Origin of the sequence: Streptococcus sp. 2022WUSS083 (assembly GCF_044427155.1) — a bacterium.
GTDB classification, from domain to species: Bacteria; Bacillota; Bacilli; order Lactobacillales; family Streptococcaceae; genus Streptococcus; species Streptococcus hashimotonensis.
The window spans coordinates 222,632-246,096 of the sequence record NZ_JAOTGK010000005.1; the positions used below are offsets into that span (position 1 = coordinate 222,632).

Genomic DNA, 23,465 nt, shown 5'->3' on the forward strand with positions numbered 1-23,465 from the left:
ATTAAGCCTCGCTAACTACCTCATAGGTTTCATTAAAAATATCTGGTTTGCATGGGTAAAACTCGCCATGCACTCCTTTAATAATATAATCACCCTTTTGGGCTACCATATCTCCCTCAAGTGTTGGTATTACGATACTTAAATCAGAGCATAAAGTATTTTTTCCAATAAATTCTCTAATTTCTTCATAATTTGAGCCTGTAAATCTAATAGCCTCAATTACAACTGGTTTTTTCTTATACTTCGCCATCATCTTCTCCCTCTACTGTATCTTTACTGTTTCCTACTGTGTTTTGTTGACCTTTACCATACAAAGCGAGCTCTGCATCGCTCTCTGGTGGTAATTCTCCATTGATTTCAGCAAGTTCTTTAGTTGCCTCCTCCTCTGTGATGTTGAGGGTTTTCGCAATACCTCGTTTCTGTGTGGCAAATCCAGCAGCTACCATTTTCATCCAGTAATCAAGCTCTGCATGTCTATCAGTAAACACGCCATCGTCAAGATTTACAGAAATGTCATCAAGTTCTGGGATTTTACCATTATACAACCCAACAGCCTTGCCGAGTTCACACATAGACACACAAAGTTCTTTTATAGATTGCTCAACAAGTGCCACAATGCTATTACGCATTTGATATGTGTCAGAGTTTTCACTTACAATCTCTGTTGCTGTCTTAACTCCTTGACCATCAAAGGTAAACATGCCACTAGATACCCCTATTTGCATTTCGAATAGTTTTAACCCTTCTGAAATAGCTGAAATGTAATCACTTGAGCGGATAGGTGTAGTAAGGTCAACAATACTACCACTGTCCATATTGCCAGCCCCTACTTGCATATAAACATTCTGCTCCACGTCAAAGCGTCGCTTAAATGTAATGTTACCTTGGTTATCCTGTACCTTGAGCTGCGTTAGTTGTTCGGGCACAATCACGCGCCTTTGCCCCATTTTGATTTCCCACATGAACTCATCGTAGGTACTATTGATAAAGTCAATGGTAGTTTTGGCATTGTCAAAGATAGACAGACCCAAAGGGCTATTGATATCCTTGTTATTCATGCCAGGCGTCTTAAGGTAGGTAAATAATGGGCGTGATAGACCTTGAATTAGTGTTACTGGTTGCAAGTCTGGGTATAGCTCACTCAAATTCACACGCTCCCCTAATGTGCTATCTGATATTGATTTATATAGCTCGTTAGTGATACGGTATAGACTCTTATCTTTCGTACTGCCCACTTCTTGACCATCTTTGGTTACCCATTCATGAAATTCAACAAGTGTATAATACACATTCTTTCGATTTTCTGTCTTGATAGTCTTAGTCAAAATAGCAGCGCTCGATACATCTTGTGTATTGCTTTGTAATGGCAAAAAAACTGGTGCTTGAATAAATGCCACACGAATTTTATCGCCATCAACGTAAGGGCGCATAGCAAGCCCACCAAGTGCCAATGCACTCTCTAGGTATCGCTCAAAATTCTTGTTAAAGCGGTCATTAGATAACATATCTTGTAAAAAGTCATTGAGTGTTTTATCCTTTGCTGAAATCTCTGCTTGCTCATTGTAAACCAAACTAGCAATCTTCTTGGCTGCTGTGCGTGCAATAGGTAAATGTTGCATCTTTCTACGTTTTCTATCTCCATCTGTGTTGATGTACTCAACATCATCAAACTTAGACTGATAATAAGATAGATTGTGTTGTATTCTGCTAAATTCTGCTTGTGTAACAGCTACCTTTGGATGGTCTAGGATGCTACTTAAATGTGATGTCGTCATGTTATACCTCCCACGGTTGAAAAAGTCCTTTACTTTTTGAATTAGGCTCATGTCTGCCCTCCTTATACATTACCAACACGCAAACCAAGTATCTTTGCATTATCTAATACAAAATACTGTGCCACATCGCATGTATGGTCATCGTCTTTGATGACATTTGGGTTATCTGTCTTTATCGTCTTTTCATCCCATCTGTACATCTTGTGTTCTTCAATAAATACCTTATTATTCTCTGTGTCAAGATAATAAAATCGCCCCTCTGCAAGTAATGATTGGAAACTATCAATCATTGTCACTTTCTTTAGTTTAGCTACTGGATGCCATCTAATAGCAAAATCAAGATACATCTGGTTACGCAAAGCACCCTCTGCGCTATCTATCGTGTACTGCAACACTGGTACTTTATACTGTCCGACAACCTTAGTCGTAAAGTAGTAAATATCCTGCGATAGTTGGCTAGGTGCTTTTTTAACTACTTGACCAGCTGGGCTGTAATACCACGTATCTAGCAAGATAACCTTGCCTTTAGCTGTGATACCAAAAGCGCATACGGCTGTTGCTGATTGTTGGTGACCACCATCCAATGCAAATGAAATACCTATCATCTTGTCATCCGATGGCAAAGTATCGATTGGATGGAATGTAGTCATATTGTACACGTTGTTACCAAGACCAACAGCCTCGCCTAAATATAGATACCTATAATAGTCGTAGTCATTTTCTTTGATACGGTCTATATCCTTTAGCATCTGCTCTGTTACAAATCCTAGTTTGTCATCCAGATAGGTACTAGAATGTGCTAGATAGTCATCGTGTGTTTTGATACTTTCAAACCACTCATTTATCCAACTATAAGGATTTCTGGGCGGGTTGTAGGACCAAAAAAACTGTACAAATTTGGCTCGTGGATGCTTTTGGCGCATAAAGGTAACATTGGATTGGTCAAAGTCCTCTTGGTTGCTAAATTCAGCCGCCTCCTCATACCAAACGGCGATTATATTCCCGATGTCATTCGATTTGAGCTTTTGAAAGTCATCTTGACCATAAAAGTAGAATGTTGAGCCTGTTTTTTTGTGTGTGATTTTAAAAGGGCTAACAGTCTTGTTAAATCGTCTAGTAGCTCCAAACATACCAATAGCCCACCAAACTTTATTAAACACGCTATCACGTATTGTATTGGCTACTTTACGGATAACTACCACATTGGCTGTCTCTTTGGCTCTGATGTATCTAAGCATCATATAGACCAGCTTTAGGACGATTACAGACGATTTAAAAGAGTTTCGCCCGCCTTTTAGTACGTTGTAAGGTTTTGGCGATGCCCAGACAGAATTAAAATGAGGGTTGATGTTTTTAGGTTTGTTAAACTTCGCTTTTTTAGAGGTCATCAATCAAGCCCTCCAATTCATCAGCCTGGTCATCAATGATGATAATCTCATCATCGTCATCGTTATCAGTATTTAATTGTGCTTTCAATTTAGCCAATTCAAGCTCTAGTTTCTCAGACTGTTTAGCTGTTGGGTAGCGTTTCAAGATTTCAGTTATAGCCTTAATGACTGTGGCATTATCAGCTTTCTTGGTGTGCCTCTCAACTTTACCTGTTGTTGGGTTAAGTATCAACACCTCCTCATCTCGCTTACCTCTAGCAATGTCAGATAGGATGGATAGGGCTTCTTCTGCCTGCATGATATTACTCTTATGTAACTCTTGCATCTGTTTGTTGATGTATTCTTTTACTTCAACATTTTTCAACAATCGCTGTCCTTGACTGTAAGATGTCTTTTCCGAATACCCTGCATTTAAGGCTGCCTGTGTGGCGTTTCCGAGTTTGATAAACTCATCCGCAAAGCGAATTTGCTTGTCATTCATTCGCTACCTCCTTTCCAACAAAAAAATCACAAGTATTACTACTCATGATTTCATTTTATAAGGTTGAAAAGGGGATGTTTTACGCTATTTTTGGGATATAAAATTAAAAAGCCCCAATTAAGGGGCTAGATGTAACGCAATGACACGGATTCGCACCGTGGCTACCTCTATCAAGGTGTACTCCTTCTATACTATCCCTTGCGTTTTCTATTATAATTATACCATTCTTTCATCACCCTATCAACCATCTTTTTCTCTTTAGTGTTCAAATTGGTAGCACCTTTCTTACTTACTTCATATTCAGCATGAAAATAACCGTGATGAGTATGAGGCTGCATCTTCTTATGTTCATGGTCTAAATCTATTTGCTTACTACGTTTATTGTTTGTATCATTGTAAGTGATGCTCTTTAGGGTGTTTTTATGCTTATCAACCAATACATATATTCTACCTTTGGTCATAGTTTCCATAGGTGCTACTTGTCCACCACTACCATTTTGAGTAACAAATTTTATATTACCTACCTTATGCACAGTCTCATATTCTGTACCATACTTTTTACCTGTTTTGCTCATTCCAGAGCTTGCTCCTCTGCCTCCCATGTGTCCATCCTTTCTGTCGTATCGTTGTCAAAATAATAGACCTCGATACCTTTATAGTCATAATCAATGTGACCGCCATAAACCAAAATTTTCTTTGGTTTCAATTTATCAATCATGGCATCCATGCCATCTTTCCATACCTTGATACGGTCTTTGCTTTTTTTAATACCAATTGTACTAACTGCAACAATGCTTTTTGTAGGTATGCCGTCAAAACAAAACTCATAGCTTTCTTTTAGTGACCAGGACACCGTGGGAATAACCGTATAGCCCCAGTTCTGCATCATCTGACCAATCAATCTTGACCGATACACATTCCATACCTGCATTGCAAGTGGCATATCAGTATAGAGACTGAAATCTGGTGTAAGCACACAATCAAAGTCAGCTAGTTTCTCAATATAAAAATCTGGGCGTTTCCAAACTCGTTCAAACTGGTAATCATCCAAAAAGAAGTGGACACCTGCCGAATAGTTAGGCTTGTTCAAAACATAGTTAAACCCTTGTAGTTTGGTTGGCACATGGTCTACTGGCTCAAGAGTAGGGATATTATACTTGCCAGCTGTGCGCGTGGCATCATAATCTAGTAGGTTGTACTGGCTCAATGTATTTTGCCTGTGATGTGATTTCAATATATCCATGTTTCTCCTCCTAGCAAAAAAGCCTATGTACCTTGATTATAGATACATAGGCTAGGGAATTTTTACTGTTATCTTTCCAAAGGGAGGTATTTATAGGTGGCGTAGAAATAGGCATCAAACCATTTATTGAGGTGGGTATAGGCTGGACTGGGACTTAGGAATAAAATCTTTTGGCACGCTCCAATGACATTGATATTTTCATAAACATAGACCTCTTTTATAGTCTCAATCAGCTTTTCTTCTGAATTTTCCACATGTTCAGAGGTCACCAGCTTTAGATTGACCAAAAATGTTGCTTGGTCTGTATCATTCTTCATGAAACTATCATGTATCATCTGCTCTAGTACAGTCTTTTTAGGATTTTTCTTATCCCTCAAAAAATACCACTTGAGCCATGTGATTTCCCTGCGGTGCATGACTGATAAGCGTTCAATCTTCTTTTTGGTCATGATTGATTTCCTTAGATGGCATTTTTACGCTCAAATTCTAGCATTGCCTGCCGTAATTCAATCCCTAATCGCTTAATTTTAGCCTTGTTGGCATCATTAGCGAATGCCTCGATACCCAACGCCTCAAAGTGGTATCTCTTAAAAAGCTGCTCCATGTACTCTAAATTATTCATCCTTTACCTCCTCTATATCAAACACTAACCGATAATGCCCTTTTTCTTCACTCAAACCACCATAGACAAAAGACAGCTTTTTAATAACTTTGTGATTATCATCTGTCCAAATACCCGCATCAGTCATGCCATCAATAATAGCTTTGACAGTAGGATATAAATTAGGTGGGTCAAGTTTAGACTTGGTTGGGCTGTAAATTGTAACTGTAACCTCACAAGGATTTAAGGGGCTAAATGCTGCCACTTCCCTATCCTTGGTTGCCAAAGTCTGATAGTGGGCAAAAACTCTGATGCGTTTAGTCATCTTAGCCTTGATTTGAGAATGAAACCTGTCATTGCTATTGATAACCATGTTTTGAGCTTTATGCCGTGTGTTCCTTGGTAAAACAAATTCAAACTTCATCGAATTTATTTACAAGGTCTTTGACATTGGCTAGTTGCTCGACACAAAGCTCAAACCCTGCGATAAAGAAATCATGATAAATTTTGTCATTACTATTAGGCATCTTATCGTATTTCAACCGCATCTGTTGGGCTGCCTTTGTAAAACTATTTTCCAAGAAATCAATAGCATTGATTAGTTGCTTTTTCTCACGCTTAAGGCGTTTTTTCTTTTGGCGTTTATTCATACCTTACCTCCTCCAAATTAAGTATTACTCCATCGATATTGATTTTGTCAGATTTTCCACCGAATATCATTCTGCTGTCTTTAGTGTAACTATTTGCTTGAAACACAATAATCTCTCCACTATGGATTCGAATAACGCCAAATCCAGGCTCAAGGATTCCTTGATGTTGTGCAATGATTTTTTTGAAAAAATGCTTCTTAATTATTTTTTTAAGAAATGCCATCTATCTACCTCTCTGTCTCAAATAGTCTGGTGCATCATCCCCAATTTTGATACTGTCAAATTGTTCTTGAGTGACAATAAACTTGCCATAAGCACCAACTGTAACTGTGTAATGCCCATCAACGATTGCTTTTTCTGTAACCGTTCCAAAAAGGTCACCTCCAGCATTATCAACTTGATAAATGATAACTGGTTTTCTTGCCTCAAGCTGCTCAACTTGCTTTTGTAACTTGTAGATAGCAGACATACTTATAGCAAAAGTCAAAACCAGCATTACCATCACAAATTTAATAGCCTGTTTCATCTATTCCCCCTGGTTTGCAATCACATCCCCTTGAGTGATAACTTCAACCCAACCATGTTCCAAGCGTGCTTCAGCTTCTTTCATGCGGATGAGGTTCTCAGAGATAGAGTTATTTAATTCAGCGTTGGCTTTTGCTTGACCTTGGGCCTTAATGACTTCTGCATCCGCATCAGCCTGGGCTTGGATTTTCTTAGTTTCAGCCTCAACCTTTGTTTTTTCCTGCTCCTGCTTGGCGGTATCTACTTCTTTTTGTTTTACTGCCTCATTCTTGATGGCTGCCTCGATTTCATCCCCAGCATCGGTATCTGTGATAGTGACAGAAACCAATTCCACACCATAGGTGCTTAATTTTTCAGCTAGTTTCTTTTCAAACTCTGAATAGATTTCATTACGTTTTGAACCAAGAATTTCAACAATATTGTAATTTACTGTGACTTCCTCAATAGCACGTTGTACAGCTGGCTGGATGCCTTTTTCTTGCAAAGTTTCGATGGTCTGAAAGTCCTTGAATACCTGCATGGCATTGTTGTTTGATACACGCCACTTCACATCAATTGTGCTGTCCAAAAATTGGGCATCGTTGGTTTGGGTGGTTACCTTTTCAATGTTTGAGGTTTGCACCGATGTTGGTAGCTTATAGATAGTGTCCATAAATGGCACTTTGATATGGTAACCGCTGGATAGTGTCTTATTCTGTACACCAGAGGTTGCACTATAATAGACACCTACTGTGTTTGCTGGGATTTTGGTTACTGCTGTCACCCGAAATAGTACAGCAGCTAATACTACACCACATACAAGAGCCACACGCTTAATTGTTTTTTGTTCTTTTTCTGTCATTTCTTCAAACATCTTTTTTCTCCTCTAATTAAAAATCATATAGCCTGCAATGGCTAATAAACCAAGTGCATAAGCATCTAGAATAAACCACCAGATTTTATCGCCTAGATTTTCCTTAAAAGTCCTGTGGTCTGCCCACAATGTGAGCAAACCCAGGAAAGCACATGCACTAATCAGCATTAACTTCATAAATAGCAACATTGCAACTACCCTTTAAGCTTATCAGCTATTTCTTGTGCAACAGTTGCAAGCTGTGATTTCAGTTCTGGGTCTGTGATGTCCTCAATGCCTTGGATTTCCCCTGTCTTGACATTAACAGCAATCTGACCGGCAAACATGCTTTCTGTTGGCTCATCGCCTGTGTCTTTGCCATCTTCATCAACGCCATCAATGCCAAAGGCTGTTTTTAGCGCCTCATCTGGTGCAGCCCCTTTGATAACTTTATCTAAGGCATGGCTTACATCATGCAAAGCAGAGCAGACCATAGCATGTGTCTTTGTGCCACCAAACAAGCCTAATTCTGAGGTGACAACTCCAAGGGCGGATGCCCCGTGTAAGTTCTTTTGAAATTCCTTGATATTTGCCAAGGTTTGCTCTACGGTAAGTTTTGTTTCTTTGGTCATTTTGTTTTTCCTCCTTATAATTAAGCCAATACTGTAATGTGTTCCAGGTCTGCCAATTCAGCTTTTAGATAGGCTGCAATGTTACCAACTGCCTCTTGTACCCAACGCTTACCGTCTGCCTCGAATAGAGCCATCTGGGCGTTTTTGTCAATCCGAAAGACAAATTTACTTGCTGGCTGTTCCACTTCGTTAAATGTCCGATATGGTCGCAAATCAACTGGATTTGGCACTTTGCCTTTGGCTAGGCTGGCAACTCCAGTTTTGACAGTTGCCACCTGGCTAACCCCATTATCTTCGATTTCAGCCCCATTTTCGATTTTCAAGGCACTAGCAAAGTCAAGTAAAGCCCCACGGTCAGCATCATCAATAAAATTTGATTGCAACATGATGTTGAATTGCTCCGATGAAATGAAACGCCCAAAAGTAAGCTCTGGCACACGAGCTTTCACATCCACAAGCAATGTCCGATGCTCAAACTCATCATTTTCAGACCAAACACAAACCTCGTCATTTTTTTCAACGGCAACAATTAAGCGTTGGTCTTGCATGCCATTAAGGTCTGATTTTAGATACTCGACAAGACTTGTCAATGTGGACAGCTCCAAAGTCCTTGGATAACGTTTAGGGTCAAGTTCTACCATACGTGTCTTGTTAGCATCATAATACTCTGTGCCATCGCCTGCTGTTACGATTTCCAACCCGTGTTGATTTAATTCTACTGCATACTCCAATGCTGCCTTAATATTTTCAGTCATGTTATTGTCCTCCTACTTTCTTTTTGAAATCAATAATATCTGGTGTGGCTGATGCACTTTGTTGCTCCACTTCTTCTACTGGCTGACCTGTATCAGTTCGCAACTGTGCATCATCATCAAAATACATTTGACCTGGTACGCTGCTTTTTAGTTCGTTAGCATGTACCCGCCCTGTATCATAGTCACGCCCAACAAGAATTGTCGTAGCGACGCCATTTTGTGGTGCTAGTTTGGATTTAACATCCATCACGGTATCTACTACTGTCCTTTCCTCGTTGGCGGACATAGTTAGGGTAATTGTGACTTTTCGCTTGGCTTTCGCCTCTGTGTTGAGGTCAAGGATGTTATCAAAGACTTTTTCAAGTTCATGGTCTAACTTCTCCTGTAAGCCTCCATCTGCGATATGGGATAAGTCTAACCCGATTAGTTTTTTCTGCATATTTTTCCTCCACTACTTCAAAAGTGATTGCATTTTGTGTAATTTTGCTTGGCTTTCAACAAGTTCATTGTATGTATCTGCCCTAATTAGTACAAATCCTGCCAAATCGCTGCCAACTTGGACATCTGTGCCAGAAAATAGCTCTAGCTGTTCTGATTTTGTATCAATAAGCGAGCCAGTAGTCCCACGGTCGCAAGCGGGTCTTGTTTCCGCTAGAAATTCCGAGGGATGTGGTGGCTTTCCAGCCTTTTTTGTCTTTGTGAATGTGCCAGAGATAACGACTATCTCTCTTTCATCGGATAAAAAATCTGCCTTAGTTTTTCCAAATACTGCCATAAAGGCATCAATTTCTTTTGGCAATGGCTGCCTCACATTTCTTTCAATATCACTTATCCTGGTCTGTGTGATATTGGTCAGAGGGGCTAGGTCATACTGTGTCAATTTGGCATCTAGCCGCATCTGCTTTAGTTTTGCACCGTCAAATAGTTTCATCTAAACACCTCGCCACCTTTACTGTACCAGCCATGCTTGAGTACATGGCGTGCAATCTGGCATTGTACATTTGGATGCTGGTAGTATTCCACCTGCTCCCTGTATTTGCGTACAAGTCGCAAAGCCCAAACCCAAATTACTGCCATCCAAGTAACAGATAATAGGGCGATAGTCAAAAATGTTAATTCAAGTAATGTCATGGTTGTTGTTCCTTTTCAAATTGGTTTAGTACGGTCTGAAATATCTCTAAAAGTAGTTTTTGAGGTATGTTCGACCTCTCATTGTATGATTTTGAGAATTTACCCCATTCAACCTCTGCTGGATTTATCTCATTATTGAGATTTAGAAAAAGGTTGCTTGCAAACTTGGTTGGCTTTTGCAATGGGTAATCATAATTGTTGTAACGTGTTGGGTTTTTGTGGGGTAAATGAAATCCTATGATTTCCTCAATATATTTCCACAATCGCCCTGTGGCTGGATTTTCAATAATCCAATACTTAGGCTTATACCTTTTTATGATTTCAATGGTATTAAAGGCACAAAGCTCACCATTTACCCGTTTCATAAATTGTCTATCATATTGGTAGTTTTGGTAAGTCTCCTCATAATCTTTGTTTGCTCGGATGGTAAACATACTAGGTGGTATTTGTGGTTCAAATAAGCTATCTGATAAATCTTCCTGTTTCCAACAAGCATTACCATTTGCCATTGCACTAGCATTTGACCAGCTTTCGCAAGGTGGACTAGCAATAATCAAATCTGGTTTTGGTAGCTCATCAAGCGTATCAAATAACTTGTTATCCCCAAATAGTCGCGAGTAATCAGCAAGATTGAGGGGGATAAAATGATTGTTCTTGTTTTCAATGTCTATTCCTATCGGATATACTTCAATCTTCGCCCCCCCCGAACTATTAAGCGTGTTGATAGCTTTAGTGTATGAGCCATTACCACTATCAAACAGCGCCCATACTATCATTTTCTGCACACTATCACCCTCTCATCTTATTTCTGATGGTGAAAGGGTGTCTAGATGGTGCATTATCAAAAGCATCTAGAAATTCTTGATTGATTTTTCGGATATTGAAAGGCTCGTAAGCATGAAAATAACATCCATGATTGTCAAGTTCACCCTCAACACCAGTTGCCCAACTTAAAAATATTGCCTGTTTGCAAGTAGGGCATGTGATGCCTTTTCTATATGATGCTGTTTTCAAAATCTTACAAAACCCACAATATGGACATTGTAAGTCAACTTTTACTTTGTTCATCTCAAATCTCCAATCCTAGAAAGGTAAATCATCATCGGAAATATCCATAGGATTTGTGGTTTGTCCTTGGAAAAATGATTGTTGGTTGCTACGGCTAAAATCTGGTGTGGATTGATTTCCAAATGGAGACTGATAGCCTCCTTGGTTGTTTCCACTTTGGAAATTACCACTATTTGAGTTATTTCCATTTTGGAAAGAGTTGCTCTGGTTCTGCTGTCCGCTTTGATTGTTCCGACTTTCCAACAATTGAAAATTACTTGCAATAACTTCTGTCACATACACGCGCTGCCCTTGTTGATTGTCATAGTGGCGTGTTTGGATGTTGCCTGTAATACCAATCAATGCGCCTTTCTTAGCCCAATTAGCAAGGTTTTCTGCTGCTTGTCGCCAAATTACACAATTGATAAAGTCTGCCTCACGTTCACCAGCCTCATTTTTGAAAGGGCGATTTACTGCAAGGGTAAAAGTAGCAACTGCAACATTTGATGGTGTGTATCTTAATTCAGCATCTCTAGTCAGTCGCCCTACTAAAACAACGTTATTTATCATCTTCTCCACCATCTTTCAACATCTCGTCTACCTCTATGATTTCAGCACCATAAAGTTCATACTCAACCTCAAGTAACCTTTCAGCCTCTAAAATAGCAAGTAACTCATTTTCTTCTTCAACTATAAAAGTTATCGTCAAATTACCAGTTTGGGCTGTTATATTATAATATTTCGGTTTGTAATTCTCTTGGCTAAAAAATAAGTTTTCAACCGAGACACCTAAAATTTCAGCTATCTTCAATGCTGTATCAACTCTAGGCATACTCTCAGAATGTTCATACCTAAACATAGCTAATTTGCCAACACCGATTAATTGAGCTAGTTCATTTTGTTTAATTCCTTTTAGTTTTCGGAATTTCTTAATACGATTTTCCATCTGCCACCTCCTCGACTTCTGAAACCAGCATTTGATGAGTACCAAAGTGCAATCGTGGGTCATAAGTCTTTTCAAAAACAATAGCTGCCATGTATGAAGTTTCAGCCTCGATTTCAGCACCAATATCAAGTTGGGCGATTTTTCCAGTTACATAATACTTAGGCATCTTGACCCTCCTTTAAGTCAACATCTTTGACAAATACACCATCCACCATTTTCCCTTGACGGTCTTTGATTTCATTCCAAGCTGTCTCAAAGCATTGTTCCTTTGTGAAATCGTAATACTTTGATATGAAATGTAACTTTAATACAATTTCTCGTATAATCAAGTTTGATTTGATTCCATGAGTTCTATTTGTTCTATTTAGAATTGCTGTCGATAGCTTTCCTATTAAAGCTCCAGTTATTAAGCTCAATACTTCAATTTCTAACGTTTTTGGATGATGTATTGTAAGGCTGTCTGCTGTTAAAAATATTTCTCTAGCATCGAGATTAAGTTGCTGACAGAGTATCGTCAATACAACCATCACATCACCAATACTATCTTTTATCAATGTAGTATTGTTTTTGGCAATACCAGCGTTTAACTCTCCAAATTCTTCAAATAGTTTCAACATCTGTTTTCTTGCATCAGATTTATCAAGACCTTTTGCAGCTGACCAATCTTTTACATTTTCAATTAAATCTGTAATTGTCATTAGATGCCTCCTAAAGTTTCAAAACTAATAAAGTTATCCTCCAGATATTCTTTGAGTTGATCTAGTTGTGGTTTGCCACCATGTAAAGTTAATAGCATGGTAACTTTCATTGGCTCGCTAGGCTCAAATTTTGCTACTTCTGGGGCTGTGTTTTGGGACTGTGGTCTATCTACCCCTCTTGCTCCACTCTCAAGCTCTGGTGGGTAATTTTCGATGATTTCCCCAGTTTCTACATCAATAGCCTTGATGTTTGCATTGGCTTGTTCTTTTGCAAGTCGTTCAATATCTGCTTGACGGTCAGCATCTGCTTTAGCTTGCGCCTCTTGTTGCTCTTTGCGTAAAGCAATGGCATCGCGGTCTGTTTTCATGATTTTTAGGACATCAACAAGTGACTTACCATCTTCAAGATGTCTGATATACCCATCTGCTGGTAAATCGTACTCTTGAGCTTGTTCCTCGATAGCTTGCTTATTAGCTTTGTATTCTTCCAGCTTGTCAAATTCAGCAAGTACCAGTGCATCCATTTCATCAAGAGTTGTTTTCTTGAGTTCATACTTACCATCTTTAAAGTATTTTTTTAAGCTATATGTATCATAGGTTGCCTCAAATGTTGACTTTTCAAGACCAGCAACCATACATTTATCTTCAAAAGTAGCCCGAATAATATCCACGCGCAATAATCGCTCATGTTCATCAATATCATCCCTGACTTTTCTAAGTTTTTCTAGCAATCTTCCCAGTGGGATGCGTGACTTTTCAAGTCTTTCTTCGAATTCATCAAGTGGATTTTTGAAATTCTTAGCAATCTTTTTACGCTCAGCGTCTAATCCATCATCAAGGGCTTTATATCGTGTGATTTGTGCCTTGATTTCTTTATAATCAAGCTCATCAATTTTTTTATCTTCCAACTGTGCAACAGCAAGGGTAATTGCTTTGTCAAGGCTTTCAAAGTCAAGAGTTATTTTACCAGGTACATAAATTGGCTTAATACTCTCTAATTCGCTTAAAGTTACATCTTTCATTTTTTTATTCTCCTTGTTTAGAATATGCTTTTTGAATTTGTGCGTTGAGATATTCCATCACTACGTTATAGCCATCAACTGGTACTTGATGGAAATCTTGAATTTGATACTTGTTCAACACAAAATTAGCAACCGTATCAAATGGCGCTCCCTTAACTGTCGCAAATTCTTCAACAGTTTTAAGGATTTCTTGATACTGAATATTATCAATGTACTTAACTTGGTTTTGTTGGTTGTTTTGGTCTTGTTGCTGTTGATTTCCCTCTGATGGATACTCATCAACATCTTTCTCGCCAATGGCAAACAAGCCTTGTACTGCATATTTTCTAGCGTATGAGCTAACTGCCCCTGTCCATTGTGGCACTTGCATTTGCTGAATAGTTGTGCCTTTCTTGGTATGTATAACCGGCACTTCTGATAGTTCTGCATAGCCGTGCGCTCTGTGTGTTTCATCGCCTTTGCTAGCTATAGCAACAGATTTATAAAACAGTCGCCCTTGCAACTCTATTGGGTCGCAATCTTCAAATTTCAATACCCAACCACTATCAAGCTCTTTGAATTTAGTTGTAATATCTTCAACGTTTCTGAATGAATAACTTACACCTTGTTTCTTTTGTTTACCAAGCTGCATCTTTTGTTGCAACTCTGGAAAAGTTAAATCAGCCATAATTTACTCCTCGCTTAATCGTTCTAGTGTTTCTACAAAATCAACATAAGCCTTATAATAATTGCCTGATTTCTCACTATCGCGGTATGCTTTTTCAATCAACTCTTGACCTGTACCGTAGAAACAGCCGACTTTCCACATTTTGTTGGATTTTGTATAAGTAAAGTGACGACCGCTTGACCAGTGATTTTTAAAAACAATAATGTCGCCTAGCTTCGATACTTTGGCATTGCCCCATACTTCGGCATTGCCATATACTTTGGCATTGCCCCATACTTCGGCATTGCCATATACTTTGGCATTGCCCGATACTTTGGCATTGCCATATACCCAGGCATTGCCCCATACTTCGGCATTGCCATATACTTTGGCATTGCCATATACTTTGGCATTGCCCGATACTTTGGCATTGCCATATACCCAGGCATTGCCCCATACTTCGGCATTGCCATATACTTTGGCATTGCCATATACTTTGGCATTGCCCGATACTTTGGCATTGCCATATACCCAGGCATTGCCCCATACTTCGGCATTGCCATATACTTTGGCATTGCCATATACTTTGGCATTGCCCGATACTTTGGCATTGCCATATACCCAGGCATTGCCATATACCCAGGCATTGCCATCATGGCTTAAATTATCCTCTTTTTCGATATATCCGCCTAAATCCCCCACCTCAACGCTACCAAAGCTAATCAAGGCACGGATGCGAAATAATTTCCAACCCCAAAAGCTGATTGTATCGTCTAGGACAAGTTCATATTTTTTTGTCATTTTGATTTCCTCCTGTGGATAACTCTTTTGTCTTTTTATTTACTATTAGTTTGTTGTCAATTAGTCATTATTGACTGTTAGTGCCGTAAGGCTTAGATTGTTTAATATTAGTACTTGTTGTATAGTTAGTGTTTATTAGTGTGCGATTTTACAAAGTTGTAAAATACAAAGTTGTAAAATACAAAGTTGTAAAATACAAAGTTGTAAAACCTAACCTTGTAAAGTACCATCATCTGGGTTATCAACTGTTTCTGGGGATAACTTTTTTTCAAACTTCTCTAAGATATATTCAAAATAATCATCTGCAATAGGTATGTCTTGAGCAAATCTATAATGCTGAATACCTTTACCCCTACCTAAACTTTTCTTAACAGTTCTTATGTACCCATGCTTTTCTAATTCCTCAAAAGCTGTTCTGTGACTAACCAGACCATCTTTTGAGCGCTTGGCAATTTCGTCTGGGTAAATACGCCAATCATCTTTATTACTCAAAATGACAGCTAGGACACCCTTAGCAGAACTTGATAGGTTAGGGTCTTGTAAAAAATGATTGTTCATAGAGGTATAATTGTCATGCGTATTCTTGAAAGATGTACTGCATTATTTGTTGCCCTCCCGTCTATCCTCATTGATTTTTCTAAAGATTTCATACACGGGATTATCATCTGGGATGACATACCCTGTAATATCATCCAACTCTGTACCGTCTGCCATTACATGGCTTACGGTGTAATGCTGTTGAGCCATGCCTTATCCTTTCTAGCTTTTGCTAAAATTTCCAGAGTATCAGCAACTGTAAGACCGACTAAGCTATTTATCAAAACCTCGCTTAACTGATAATACTTACGCTGCCAATTACTCACCAATAATTGTTGTGTGCTATCTAATTCTTTCATTCCGTGGTATAATTTAGGTAGATAATTTTGAGAAGTACCCAATTGGATTGCCGTCCTGGGTGCTTTTCTTTTGGTTAAAACCACCTTGAGATTCCCTCCTTTCAATGAGATTATAAATCATATACGCTGTAAAATTTTTTAGGTTGCATCATCTGACAATCCTAGAATATCGTCAGTTGACACCCCAAAAAACTTTGCCAGCTTAATAAGATGCTCGCCACCAATCTTTGTTTGGTCTTTCTCCCAATTACTAATTGATGTTTGCGTAACATCAAGCTCGCTTGCTAACTCTCGCTGTGACATTTTGCCACGCTTAGCTCTTAGTTCTGCAATGGTTACCATTTCAGTCCTCCTTTCATTTGGTAACTACATTCTATATGATTTATAATCTTATGTCAAGTGTTTTATATGATTTATTTTATATTTTTTTTAAAAATCAGCTAAAATAATAAAAAACTTAAAACTTTTTTCTTATATTGTTGATTTGCAATCATGTTTCTGATATAATTTACTTATCAAAACTAAATAAGGGGGTGTTGCCATGAGTGATTTAGGCGATAGGGTACGTGAGCTTAGAGAAAGTAAGAATATGACCCAAACAGAACTAGCTGAGATGCTAGACATGAAAACCTATACTACGGTTTCTAAATGGGAAAAAAACGAAAACTTTCCTAAAGGTAGAGACTTAAAACGACTAGCTCAAATTTTTTCCGTTACCTCTGATTATCTTCTAGGTTTATCAGATAATAGACATGAGAAATTTTCTAAACAGCCATCGGATGAGGCAGAAATAACATCTATCTACCGTCAGTTGAACGATGATAGGAAAGGTAATGTGGTTGTCTACGCTAACAAACAACTAGCAGAGCAAGAGAATAAAGTTGTATCAATCTTCTCTAAGCGACATGATGAGGATGACTATATCAATGATTATGTGCAAGGAATTGTTGCAGCTGGGCATGGTACTTTTCAAGAGGACAATCTCAATATGGAGGTTAAGCTACTTGCTGAAAAAGTGCCAGATAAGTACGATACTATTGCCCAAGTTGTCGGTGATAGTATGCAACCAATGATAGAAAACAATGACTTGCTCTTTATTGAGGTCACCAGCCAGGTTGACATGAATAGCATTGGTATCTTTCAGATAAACGGCAAAAACTTTGTTAAAAAGCTCAAGCGTGACTACGGGGGCAGTTGGTATCTCCAAAGTCTCAATGATAGCTATGAGGAAATCTATTTAACAGAGGATGATGACATCCGTACAATCGGTGAGGTTGTGGGGATTTATCGGGAGGATTAAATTTGGATAAACAAGAAATTGAAACCCTTTGTGACGATGCCAATGAGATTTTCAAAAAAGAAAGTCAGTCCAGTTTTAATAAAACTAGACACCTTCCAACTTGGCTGTATGAAAAAGCGCTCCTACTGAGAAAAGAAAGACGTCGATATAGGTCTGGATACACTCCAAAATATAAAGTTTATCCACGTGGTGCTTTGATTTTTGTAAATTTTGGTGTCAATATTGGTGCTGAATTGTCTAATTATCATTGGGCAATTGTGCTGAATAATTTTGACAGTCCTAAAAGCCCTAAGCTGACTGTCATTCCAATAAGTTCCAAAAGTAATAAGTTTTCTGTAAAAATAGATGGTCTAATATCCAAAAAATCAGAGAAATTTCTAACTACTTCTTTATTACAAAAACAAAAAGAATTTTATAGTTACAGAGAAAAAATCCATGCTGCTAATCATGGTGAGTTCACAACACTTGATGAGTTGGAAGAGTATTTCAAAAAACAAGAAAATTACTTTACTGATAACGAAAAAATTAAGGAAGTTGCCGCAACTTACCAGCGATACAATAAAACATCCTATGCAATGTGCAAAGATATTACAACTATCAGCAAAGATAAAGTAATGGCAATAAATGAATTTGACCCTTGTGGAAAAATAAAGGTATCTAGTCAAACCTTAGATGCCGTGGAAGAGAAGATTAGGCAAAATATCTTCAAAAATCTTTGACAATTTTATAGAATATGATAGAATATAGTTATCAAGGGACTAGCTCCTACTTGTTTCAAGTCGTCTATGGCTTGGAATGTTAAATCAGGGCGTAACGCCAACCTAAAAGGTAACTATCATTCGGTAGTTACCTTTTCTTTTTTACAAAACAAAAAACCTTATGCTCGAAGTTTGGTCATGGAGAGCATAAGGTGCTTGGTATGGAAAATCAACCTAATTTCTTAGGTCTTTTTTCTATACCCTATTTTACCATAAAACCTACAAAATAGGGAGAAGAACGATGAATAAAGTAGCAATTTATGTACGTGTCAGCACAAAAGGACAAGCGGAAGAAGGTTACTCCATTGATGAGCAAATCGCAATGCTAACAAGCTATTGCTCAATACACAAATGGACAGTATACGAAACCTATGTAGATGCTGGTTTCTCTGGGGCTACGATTGATAGACCTGCCCTTAGTAAACTATCCAGGGATGCCCAAAAGAAACGATTTAACACCGTTTTGGTCTACGACTTGAAACGACTAGGGCGGTCACAACGGAACAATATAGCCTTTATTGAGGATATACTAGAAAAGAATGATATAGGCTTTATCAGCCTAACAGAAAACTTTGACACCTCGACACCATTAGGAAAAGCTATGGTGGGTATTCTATCCGCATTTGGACAGCTTGACAGAGATACTATCAGAGAAAGAATGATGATGGGTAAGATTGGGCGTGCAAAGTCTGGTAAACCAATGATGACAAGTACAATCGCATTTGGCTATACCTACGATAGACTGACAAGCACGCTGAATATCAACCAGGCAGAGGCTATTGTCGTCAAGACTATTTTCAAGGAGTATCTGGGCGGTAGGTCATTAACCAAGCTAAGAGACTACCTCAATGAAAATAACATCTTGAGAAATGGCAAGCTGTGGAACTATCAAGGCATAAGCAGAATACTAAGAAATCCAGTCTATATGGGCATGATTAGGTTTAGGGGGGAAGTGTACCAGGGCAACCATGAGCCAATCATTGATGCTGAAACCTTTGAAACAACCCAGGCAGAACTAAAGAAACGACAAATAGAAACTTATCAATTTTACAAAAATTCAAGACCATTCAGAGCAAAATATATGTTATCAGGTATGATTAGATGCGGCTACTGTGGCGCACCACTAGAAATAATTTTAGGAACTAAACGAAAAGATGGCTCTAGGTACAGACGGTATCAATGTGTAAATAGATTTCCTCGTACCACAAAGGGTATCACGGTCTATAATGAGGGTAAAAAATGCAATTCCAAATACTATGAAAAAGAAGATATTGAGGTATTTGTACTAGGTCAAGTTAGACTGTTACAACTAAACCAAGCAAAGCTGGATAAAATGTTTGAAATGGTCAATAAAATTGATGTAGAGGGCATTGAAAAGCAAATAGACCAATTGAATAATAAGCTGAAACGATTAAATGACCTATATCTAAATGACATGATATACCTGGACGAACTCAAAAGGCAAAGCTATGCACTCTTAACACAAAAAGAGTTGTTAGAAAAGGAATTAGAAAATAACCCAGACATCCAAAAGAAAATTGATAAGGAGAATTTCCAACGGCTACTGGACACAAAAGATGTTACCACTCTTGATTATGACAGTCAGAAACACATACTAAACCGCTTAATAAATAAGGTTTTTGTGAAAGATGGACATGTCAAAATAGAGTGGAAAATTTAGGCAAAAAATCAAGAGTTTTAGATATGCTTATCTCCACCAGAGTGAACCCTTTTACCTTCATTTCAACTAATTTTTTCATTTTACAACTCCATATTTTGATAAATCGGCAGCAACATGGCTGCGTAGATGAGAACGACCATTAAGGCCACAAAGAGAAAGACCAGCGGTTGGATTAGCTGCATGGCTCTATTGACCCGAGAGAAAAAATCCTCCCAACACTCGGCTGCATAAACTGTCAACTCGCCACCCAACTTGGACTTGACCTGACCGTACTCGACAATCAAACTCAGCTCCCGCTTAAAAAAGGCGTAGGTCTTGATGTGTTCGTGAAAACTCTGACCATTGGAAAGCGACCGCTCCAGGTCCTGACCAATCTCACGAAAAAGCTGCGATTGCTGCTCTTGCATCAAGCCCACAATCTGCGGCAGGTCCAAACCTTGCCCAATCAAACTCCCCCACTCCCTGGCGTAATAGGCCGTCAGGTAGGTTTGGATGAGTTTTCCGAAAAATGGCAGAGCTGCCAAGCGGGAAAAGACCTTAATTTTATTGGTTTTGCGAAACCAAACCATACCAGCTAAGACCGCCACCAAACTAAGTCCACTTAGAGATAAAAAGATGGTCGGTAGATGATTAATCAGCACGGTCGCTGCATTGCCTTCCTCCAACTGGGGCAGAAGATAGTTTTTCAAACCGAGCATAATCAAGAGTAAAAAAACAAGCAATATAATCGGATAGGTCGCCACCTCAATCAGCTTTTTACGAACCTTGCTGACATTTTCCAGATAGGATTGGATATGGCTCAAACTCAGACTAGTATTGCCATGAACCTCTGCCAGAGCTACCTGTGTGACCACCGCATCTGAAAACCGCAAATCTGCCAGCAAACTCGAAAAGGGTTTGCCTGCCAGCAACCCGTCTGACAAGACCTGGGTATAGGGATCTGCCAGAAGCTGACTGCGTTTGAGGAAATCAACAATCTCTCCCAAATGAAAGCCACTGGCAAAAAGATTATTGAAAAGCTCAATGACCTTACGCTGGCGAGCCAAGGGCAATTTTTTCTGTTTCTGCCTGCCGAAGACTGATATGTCCTGCTGCAAAAAGCCGATCAATTTGCGCATTCCACTGGTCTGCGGAATGGTTTTGGTAATTTCCCTTTGCAAAATCTACCACACCTCCTCCCCCAATCAATCGTTGATAGGCAATCCCTTGAAGGGCATTGTTTAACTCCTCAGGGCTGACCCCCAGTTCCAACATACGGGCATAGACACCTGAAATAGACCTTGCATGAACTGTTGAGAAGACCGTCGCACCTGTCAGACTGGCCCTGATGACCGCCCGTGCCGTTTCCGCATCCCGAATCTCACCGATTATGAGCAAGTCTGGTCGATGACGGAGGGACAGTTTGATCAGATTGTCGTAGGTGGCTCCGATGGCTTCATTGAGCTGGAGTTGCAGCATGTCCTCCTGTTTGATTTCGACAGGATCCTCGATGGTCAAAATCTGCTTGTCTGGGAATTTCAGCCTGGCAAGATGGTACATAAGTGTGGTCTTACCAGAGCCGACTGGACCCGAAAAAAGGTAGAGCCCTCGTCCCTTGATTTCTTCTGCAAGCCGCTCGGCTGCCTCAAACCAGAACTTGAGTTCCTTGTCATTGTCATAGAGCAGGCGGATAACCAGACTTTCCTTACCACGATAATCACCGACAGTTGATAAGCGAAGCGAAATCTCTCCGCTACCATAATCATAGTCACAGGAACCCTGTTGGCTACGACGTTTTTCACCGACATTTAAACCTGCTAAAAACTTGAAATGGCTGATGATGGCTGTTACTTCCTCCTCATCCACGTCTTGCACAAATTCCCGCTCGTCCATGATACGATGATAGACTTGGTAACACTCACCTCTAGGAACTAGATAGATGTCACTGACCCTATCTGCCACCGCCTCTTCAATCATCTTTCTTGCTTTTTCTTGAATCATACAACCTCCTCACCCTATCTATTCGCAAGCTGACTTGATTTTCCTTTCTTTTCTGATAAAATAATAAAAAAGCTTGGAGGTTCCTATGAAAAAATTAAAAAAAGGCGACCATATTCGCGTAGTCAGCCCGTCATCTTCCATCGAAAGAATTGGTGGCTTCGAGGCCAATCTAGCTGCCAAGGAAAGACTAGAGGAACTTGGCTTCAAACTCTCCTTTTCAGAACATTATTTTGAAAACGATATGTTCAATTCGGCTCCGATTGCCAGTCGTGTTGCGGACTTGGAAGCAGCCTTTGCGGATGAGTCGGTCGATGCCATTCTGACAACCATTGGTGGTTTCAACTCTAACGAACTGCTACCTTATCTGGATTTTGATTTGATTGCACAAAATCCGAAAATTTTCTGTGGCTACTCAGATACGACTGCCCTGCTCAATGCCATCTATGCCAAGACGGGCATGCCAACCTATATGGGGCCAGCCTATTCAAGCTTCAAAATGGTGCAAGCCCAAGAGTATCAAACAGAAGCCTGGCTCAAGGCTGTGACACAAGACTCCTTTGACTTGATCCCGAGTCCAGAATGGTCTAGCGACGCTTGGTACCTACCAGACGCCCCTCGCACCTTTTACCCAACAGAATGGAAAGTCTATAATCCAGGCCAGGCCTCTGGTATTGCCATTGGCGGAAACATCTCAACCCTCAACCTGCTGACTGGAACAGAGTTTGCTCCCAGACCAGACGAATATATTCTATTTTTAGAGGAGGCGGAAGACGACGATTATCTCATTATCGCTCGTCACTTGACTGCACTTTTACAAGCCTATCCAAATCCACAGGCTCTTGTCTTCGGTCGTTTTCCTAAAGAGACCAAGATGACGGAGAAGATTTTGCTGGCGATTTTGGACAAGCACCCTACTCTCAAAACCATCCCTGTTCTCTACGATTTGGATTTTGCCCATACCCAGCCTCTTTTCACCATTCGGATTGGCGGGCATGTTGAGCTCGACACCAAAGCCTTTTCTATCAGATTCAGTTAAAAAGGATTGACCCGCAAAGGTCAATCCTCTTTTATTATTCATTTACGCAATTATTTTGTTTTAATTTGCAGGGGCGTACACGAGGTTGCGTAGGTTGCTTAATAAAACCAGCCGGTAAATTTTCTCTCGCTTCTACCAACATCAGCGAATGATACCGCTGCAAATATTCATCGCATTCCTCGCACCAATGCTGGTCTGATTCATCCCAAAAAGCCACCATCGTTCCATTCTTACTTTTCTTCATTGGAAAATCCTCTGATAGCCGTACCCACTCTTTTTGAAAGGCATTCAGTGCATCCTCATAGCGTTCAAAAGCAGCCCTACTGGTAACATCCTCTTCCCAACCATCTAAGAACCACCAGGGTTCAAAATCTCCATACATTTTAATAACTTGATACATAATATTACTTCCTTTTTCGTACACATTATATCGAAATTGTATGATTTAAGAAAACATTCTGCTTGTTAATTCCTTATCAAGTCATATATATGGTTTCTTTCCGAATATCAAAAAGAAGCTGGGCAAAAACTAGCTTCTCACAATAAAAAAACGAGCAATTCCAATTAGGAGTTGCTCGTTTTCCACTTCATGCTTTATAATTATAATAACCACAAAACAACTAGAAAGGCATGAAAATGTA

At 39.4% G+C, this 23,465-nt stretch carries 38 protein-coding genes; 4 read left to right on the forward strand and 34 right to left on the reverse strand.

Translation table 11 applies throughout. The features are described 5' to 3' along the window. Position 1 precedes the first annotated feature (1 nt). The 31 genes from ODU41_RS08330 to ODU41_RS08480 all read right to left on the reverse strand — a co-directional run bounded on the left by ODU41_RS08330 (position 2) and on the right by ODU41_RS08480 (position 16,411). A complete protein-coding gene (locus tag ODU41_RS08330; RefSeq protein WP_029751996.1) occupies positions 2–250 on the reverse strand; it encodes a hypothetical protein in 249 nt (82 codons plus the stop codon). Next, positions 237–1,826, reverse strand: coding sequence for a phage portal protein (locus tag ODU41_RS08335; protein WP_398578891.1), 1,590 nt, complete (start codon positions 1,824–1,826; stop codon positions 237–239). The genes ODU41_RS08330 and ODU41_RS08335 overlap by 14 nt, the downstream gene beginning before the upstream one ends. 11 nt (positions 1,827–1,837) lie before the next feature. Next, complete coding sequence (locus ODU41_RS08340; RefSeq protein WP_029751998.1) at positions 1,838–3,163, reverse strand: PBSX family phage terminase large subunit; 1,326 nt, start codon at positions 3,161–3,163, stop codon at positions 1,838–1,840. Then, a complete protein-coding gene (locus ODU41_RS08345; RefSeq protein WP_024410592.1) occupies positions 3,153–3,644 on the reverse strand; it encodes a terminase small subunit in 492 nt (163 codons plus the stop codon). Before ODU41_RS08345 ends, ODU41_RS08340 begins: the two co-directional genes overlap by 11 nt. A 191-nt stretch (positions 3,645–3,835) precedes the next feature. Then, positions 3,836–4,219 (reverse strand): hypothetical protein, encoded by a 384-nt coding sequence (locus tag ODU41_RS08350; protein ID WP_014736095.1) that lies wholly within the window; start codon positions 4,217–4,219, stop codon positions 3,836–3,838. Then, positions 4,216–4,887, reverse strand: a complete 672-nt coding sequence (locus ODU41_RS08355; RefSeq protein WP_398578892.1) for a DUF4417 domain-containing protein — start codon at positions 4,885–4,887, stop codon at positions 4,216–4,218. The genes ODU41_RS08350 and ODU41_RS08355 overlap by 4 nt, the downstream gene beginning before the upstream one ends. Positions 4,888–4,955: 68 nt before the next feature. After that, positions 4,956–5,336 (reverse strand): hypothetical protein, encoded by a 381-nt coding sequence (locus tag ODU41_RS08360; protein WP_105153829.1) that lies wholly within the window; start codon positions 5,334–5,336, stop codon positions 4,956–4,958. Positions 5,337–5,347: 11 nt separating this feature from the next. After that, positions 5,348–5,509, reverse strand: coding sequence for a hypothetical protein (locus tag ODU41_RS08365; RefSeq protein WP_161946501.1), 162 nt, complete (start codon positions 5,507–5,509; stop codon positions 5,348–5,350). After that, positions 5,502–5,912, reverse strand: coding sequence for a hypothetical protein (locus ODU41_RS08370; RefSeq protein WP_105153830.1), 411 nt, complete (start codon positions 5,910–5,912; stop codon positions 5,502–5,504). Before ODU41_RS08370 ends, ODU41_RS08365 begins: the two co-directional genes overlap by 8 nt. Beyond that, the gene (locus tag ODU41_RS08375; RefSeq protein ID WP_105119257.1) at positions 5,902–6,138 is read right to left on the reverse strand and encodes a hypothetical protein; all 237 of its coding nucleotides are present in this window, start codon (positions 6,136–6,138) and stop codon (positions 5,902–5,904) included. Before ODU41_RS08375 ends, ODU41_RS08370 begins: the two co-directional genes overlap by 11 nt. Further along, positions 6,131–6,361 carry a hypothetical protein gene (locus tag ODU41_RS08380; RefSeq protein ID WP_105100306.1) on the reverse strand — a complete coding sequence of 77 codons (231 nt, stop codon included), beginning with the start codon at positions 6,359–6,361 and terminating at the stop codon, positions 6,131–6,133. Before ODU41_RS08380 ends, ODU41_RS08375 begins: the two co-directional genes overlap by 8 nt. Then, entirely contained in the window at positions 6,362–6,664 is a 303-nt protein-coding gene (locus ODU41_RS08385) for a DUF1372 family protein (protein ID WP_105119256.1), read from the reverse strand. Next, complete coding sequence (locus ODU41_RS08390) at positions 6,665–7,516, reverse strand: prohibitin family protein (RefSeq protein ID WP_105116277.1); 852 nt, start codon at positions 7,514–7,516, stop codon at positions 6,665–6,667. Between the two features lie 194 nt (positions 7,517–7,710). Further along, entirely contained in the window at positions 7,711–8,127 is a 417-nt protein-coding gene (locus ODU41_RS08395) for a hypothetical protein (protein WP_105119255.1), read from the reverse strand. A 20-nt stretch (positions 8,128–8,147) separates the two neighbouring features. Further along, positions 8,148–8,882 (reverse strand): hypothetical protein, encoded by a 735-nt coding sequence (locus tag ODU41_RS08400; protein ID WP_024410599.1) that lies wholly within the window; start codon positions 8,880–8,882, stop codon positions 8,148–8,150. 1 nt (position 8,883) lies between these two features. Continuing rightward, positions 8,884–9,321, reverse strand: a complete 438-nt coding sequence (locus ODU41_RS08405; RefSeq protein WP_105130531.1) for a hypothetical protein — start codon at positions 9,319–9,321, stop codon at positions 8,884–8,886. A 12-nt stretch (positions 9,322–9,333) separates the two neighbouring features. Then, positions 9,334–9,813 (reverse strand): helix-turn-helix domain-containing protein, encoded by a 480-nt coding sequence (locus ODU41_RS08410; protein ID WP_074412311.1) that lies wholly within the window; start codon positions 9,811–9,813, stop codon positions 9,334–9,336. After that, the gene (locus ODU41_RS08415) at positions 9,810–10,013 is read right to left on the reverse strand and encodes a hypothetical protein (RefSeq protein ID WP_074392405.1); all 204 of its coding nucleotides are present in this window, start codon (positions 10,011–10,013) and stop codon (positions 9,810–9,812) included. Before ODU41_RS08415 ends, ODU41_RS08410 begins: the two co-directional genes overlap by 4 nt. Then, positions 10,010–10,789 (reverse strand): DNA methyltransferase, encoded by a 780-nt coding sequence (locus ODU41_RS08420; RefSeq protein ID WP_105119251.1) that lies wholly within the window; start codon positions 10,787–10,789, stop codon positions 10,010–10,012. Before ODU41_RS08420 ends, ODU41_RS08415 begins: the two co-directional genes overlap by 4 nt. Positions 10,790–10,802: 13 nt before the next feature. Next, positions 10,803–11,081, reverse strand: a complete 279-nt coding sequence (locus ODU41_RS08425; RefSeq protein ID WP_398578893.1) for a hypothetical protein — start codon at positions 11,079–11,081, stop codon at positions 10,803–10,805. A 15-nt stretch (positions 11,082–11,096) separates the two neighbouring features. Next, a complete protein-coding gene (gene ssb / locus ODU41_RS08430; protein ID WP_074392402.1) occupies positions 11,097–11,630 on the reverse strand; it encodes a single-stranded DNA-binding protein in 534 nt (177 codons plus the stop codon). Further along, on the reverse strand, positions 11,620–12,006 hold the full coding sequence (locus ODU41_RS08435) for a helix-turn-helix transcriptional regulator (RefSeq protein ID WP_074392401.1): 387 nt from the start codon (positions 12,004–12,006) through the stop codon (positions 11,620–11,622). Before ODU41_RS08435 ends, ssb begins: the two co-directional genes overlap by 11 nt. Then, positions 11,990–12,172: a hypothetical protein gene (locus ODU41_RS08440; RefSeq protein WP_074392400.1), complete on the reverse strand. Its 183-nt coding sequence runs from the start codon at positions 12,170–12,172 to the stop codon at positions 11,990–11,992. The genes ODU41_RS08435 and ODU41_RS08440 overlap by 17 nt, the downstream gene beginning before the upstream one ends. Then, the gene (locus ODU41_RS08445; RefSeq protein ID WP_074392399.1) at positions 12,165–12,704 is read right to left on the reverse strand and encodes a MazG-like family protein; all 540 of its coding nucleotides are present in this window, start codon (positions 12,702–12,704) and stop codon (positions 12,165–12,167) included. The genes ODU41_RS08440 and ODU41_RS08445 overlap by 8 nt, the downstream gene beginning before the upstream one ends. After that, positions 12,704–13,726 (reverse strand): DUF1351 domain-containing protein, encoded by a 1,023-nt coding sequence (locus tag ODU41_RS08450; protein WP_398578894.1) that lies wholly within the window; start codon positions 13,724–13,726, stop codon positions 12,704–12,706. The genes ODU41_RS08445 and ODU41_RS08450 overlap by 1 nt, the downstream gene beginning before the upstream one ends. Positions 13,727–13,730: 4 nt before the next feature. Beyond that, complete coding sequence (locus ODU41_RS08455; RefSeq protein WP_398578895.1) at positions 13,731–14,393, reverse strand: ERF family protein; 663 nt, start codon at positions 14,391–14,393, stop codon at positions 13,731–13,733. A 3-nt stretch (positions 14,394–14,396) separates the two neighbouring features. Further along, a complete protein-coding gene (locus ODU41_RS08460; RefSeq protein ID WP_398578896.1) occupies positions 14,397–15,173 on the reverse strand; it encodes a polymer-forming cytoskeletal protein in 777 nt (258 codons plus the stop codon). Positions 15,174–15,383: 210 nt separating this feature from the next. After that, entirely contained in the window at positions 15,384–15,731 is a 348-nt protein-coding gene (locus ODU41_RS08465) for a transcriptional regulator (protein ID WP_105131556.1), read from the reverse strand. Between the two features lie 42 nt (positions 15,732–15,773). Then, positions 15,774–15,920: a BOW99_gp33 family protein gene (locus tag ODU41_RS08470; RefSeq protein ID WP_184495818.1), complete on the reverse strand. Its 147-nt coding sequence runs from the start codon at positions 15,918–15,920 to the stop codon at positions 15,774–15,776. Then, positions 15,896–16,153 (reverse strand): hypothetical protein, encoded by a 258-nt coding sequence (locus tag ODU41_RS08475; protein WP_105131555.1) that lies wholly within the window; start codon positions 16,151–16,153, stop codon positions 15,896–15,898. The genes ODU41_RS08470 and ODU41_RS08475 overlap by 25 nt, the downstream gene beginning before the upstream one ends. A 54-nt stretch (positions 16,154–16,207) precedes the next feature. Next, on the reverse strand, positions 16,208–16,411 hold the full coding sequence (locus tag ODU41_RS08480; protein ID WP_105131554.1) for a helix-turn-helix domain-containing protein: 204 nt from the start codon (positions 16,409–16,411) through the stop codon (positions 16,208–16,210). Positions 16,412–16,610: 199 nt separating this feature from the next. Between ODU41_RS08480 and ODU41_RS08485 the strand changes: the two genes are divergently transcribed. The 3 genes from ODU41_RS08485 (at position 16,611) to ODU41_RS08495 (ending at position 19,808) form a co-directional block, all read left to right on the forward strand. After that, positions 16,611–17,369: a helix-turn-helix domain-containing protein gene (locus ODU41_RS08485; RefSeq protein WP_398578897.1), complete on the forward strand. Its 759-nt coding sequence runs from the start codon at positions 16,611–16,613 to the stop codon at positions 17,367–17,369. Between the two features lie 2 nt (positions 17,370–17,371). Next, positions 17,372–18,088, forward strand: a complete 717-nt coding sequence (locus ODU41_RS08490; protein ID WP_238143049.1) for a hypothetical protein — start codon at positions 17,372–17,374, stop codon at positions 18,086–18,088. Positions 18,089–18,368: 280 nt separating this feature from the next. Further along, positions 18,369–19,808 carry a recombinase family protein gene (locus tag ODU41_RS08495; RefSeq protein ID WP_105116294.1) on the forward strand — a complete coding sequence of 480 codons (1,440 nt, stop codon included), beginning with the start codon at positions 18,369–18,371 and terminating at the stop codon, positions 19,806–19,808. Between the two features lie 80 nt (positions 19,809–19,888). On the opposite strand, the gene comGB is transcribed toward ODU41_RS08495, so the two are convergent. Then, positions 19,889–20,926 (reverse strand): competence type IV pilus assembly protein ComGB, encoded by a 1,038-nt coding sequence (gene comGB / locus ODU41_RS08500; protein WP_269088784.1) that lies wholly within the window; start codon positions 20,924–20,926, stop codon positions 19,889–19,891. Further along, positions 20,838–21,788: a competence type IV pilus ATPase ComGA gene (gene comGA / locus ODU41_RS08505; RefSeq protein ID WP_105143432.1), complete on the reverse strand. Its 951-nt coding sequence runs from the start codon at positions 21,786–21,788 to the stop codon at positions 20,838–20,840. Before comGA ends, comGB begins: the two co-directional genes overlap by 89 nt. An 85-nt stretch (positions 21,789–21,873) precedes the next feature. Here comGA and ODU41_RS08510 point away from each other — a divergent pair, with 85 nt between their 5' ends. Next, a complete protein-coding gene (locus tag ODU41_RS08510) occupies positions 21,874–22,824 on the forward strand; it encodes a S66 peptidase family protein (protein WP_336384850.1) in 951 nt (316 codons plus the stop codon). 34 nt (positions 22,825–22,858) lie between these two features. On the opposite strand, the gene ODU41_RS08515 is transcribed toward ODU41_RS08510, so the two are convergent. Then, positions 22,859–23,224, reverse strand: a complete 366-nt coding sequence (locus tag ODU41_RS08515; RefSeq protein ID WP_024395451.1) for a DUF1033 family protein — start codon at positions 23,222–23,224, stop codon at positions 22,859–22,861. Positions 23,225–23,465: the final 241 nt, after the last annotated feature.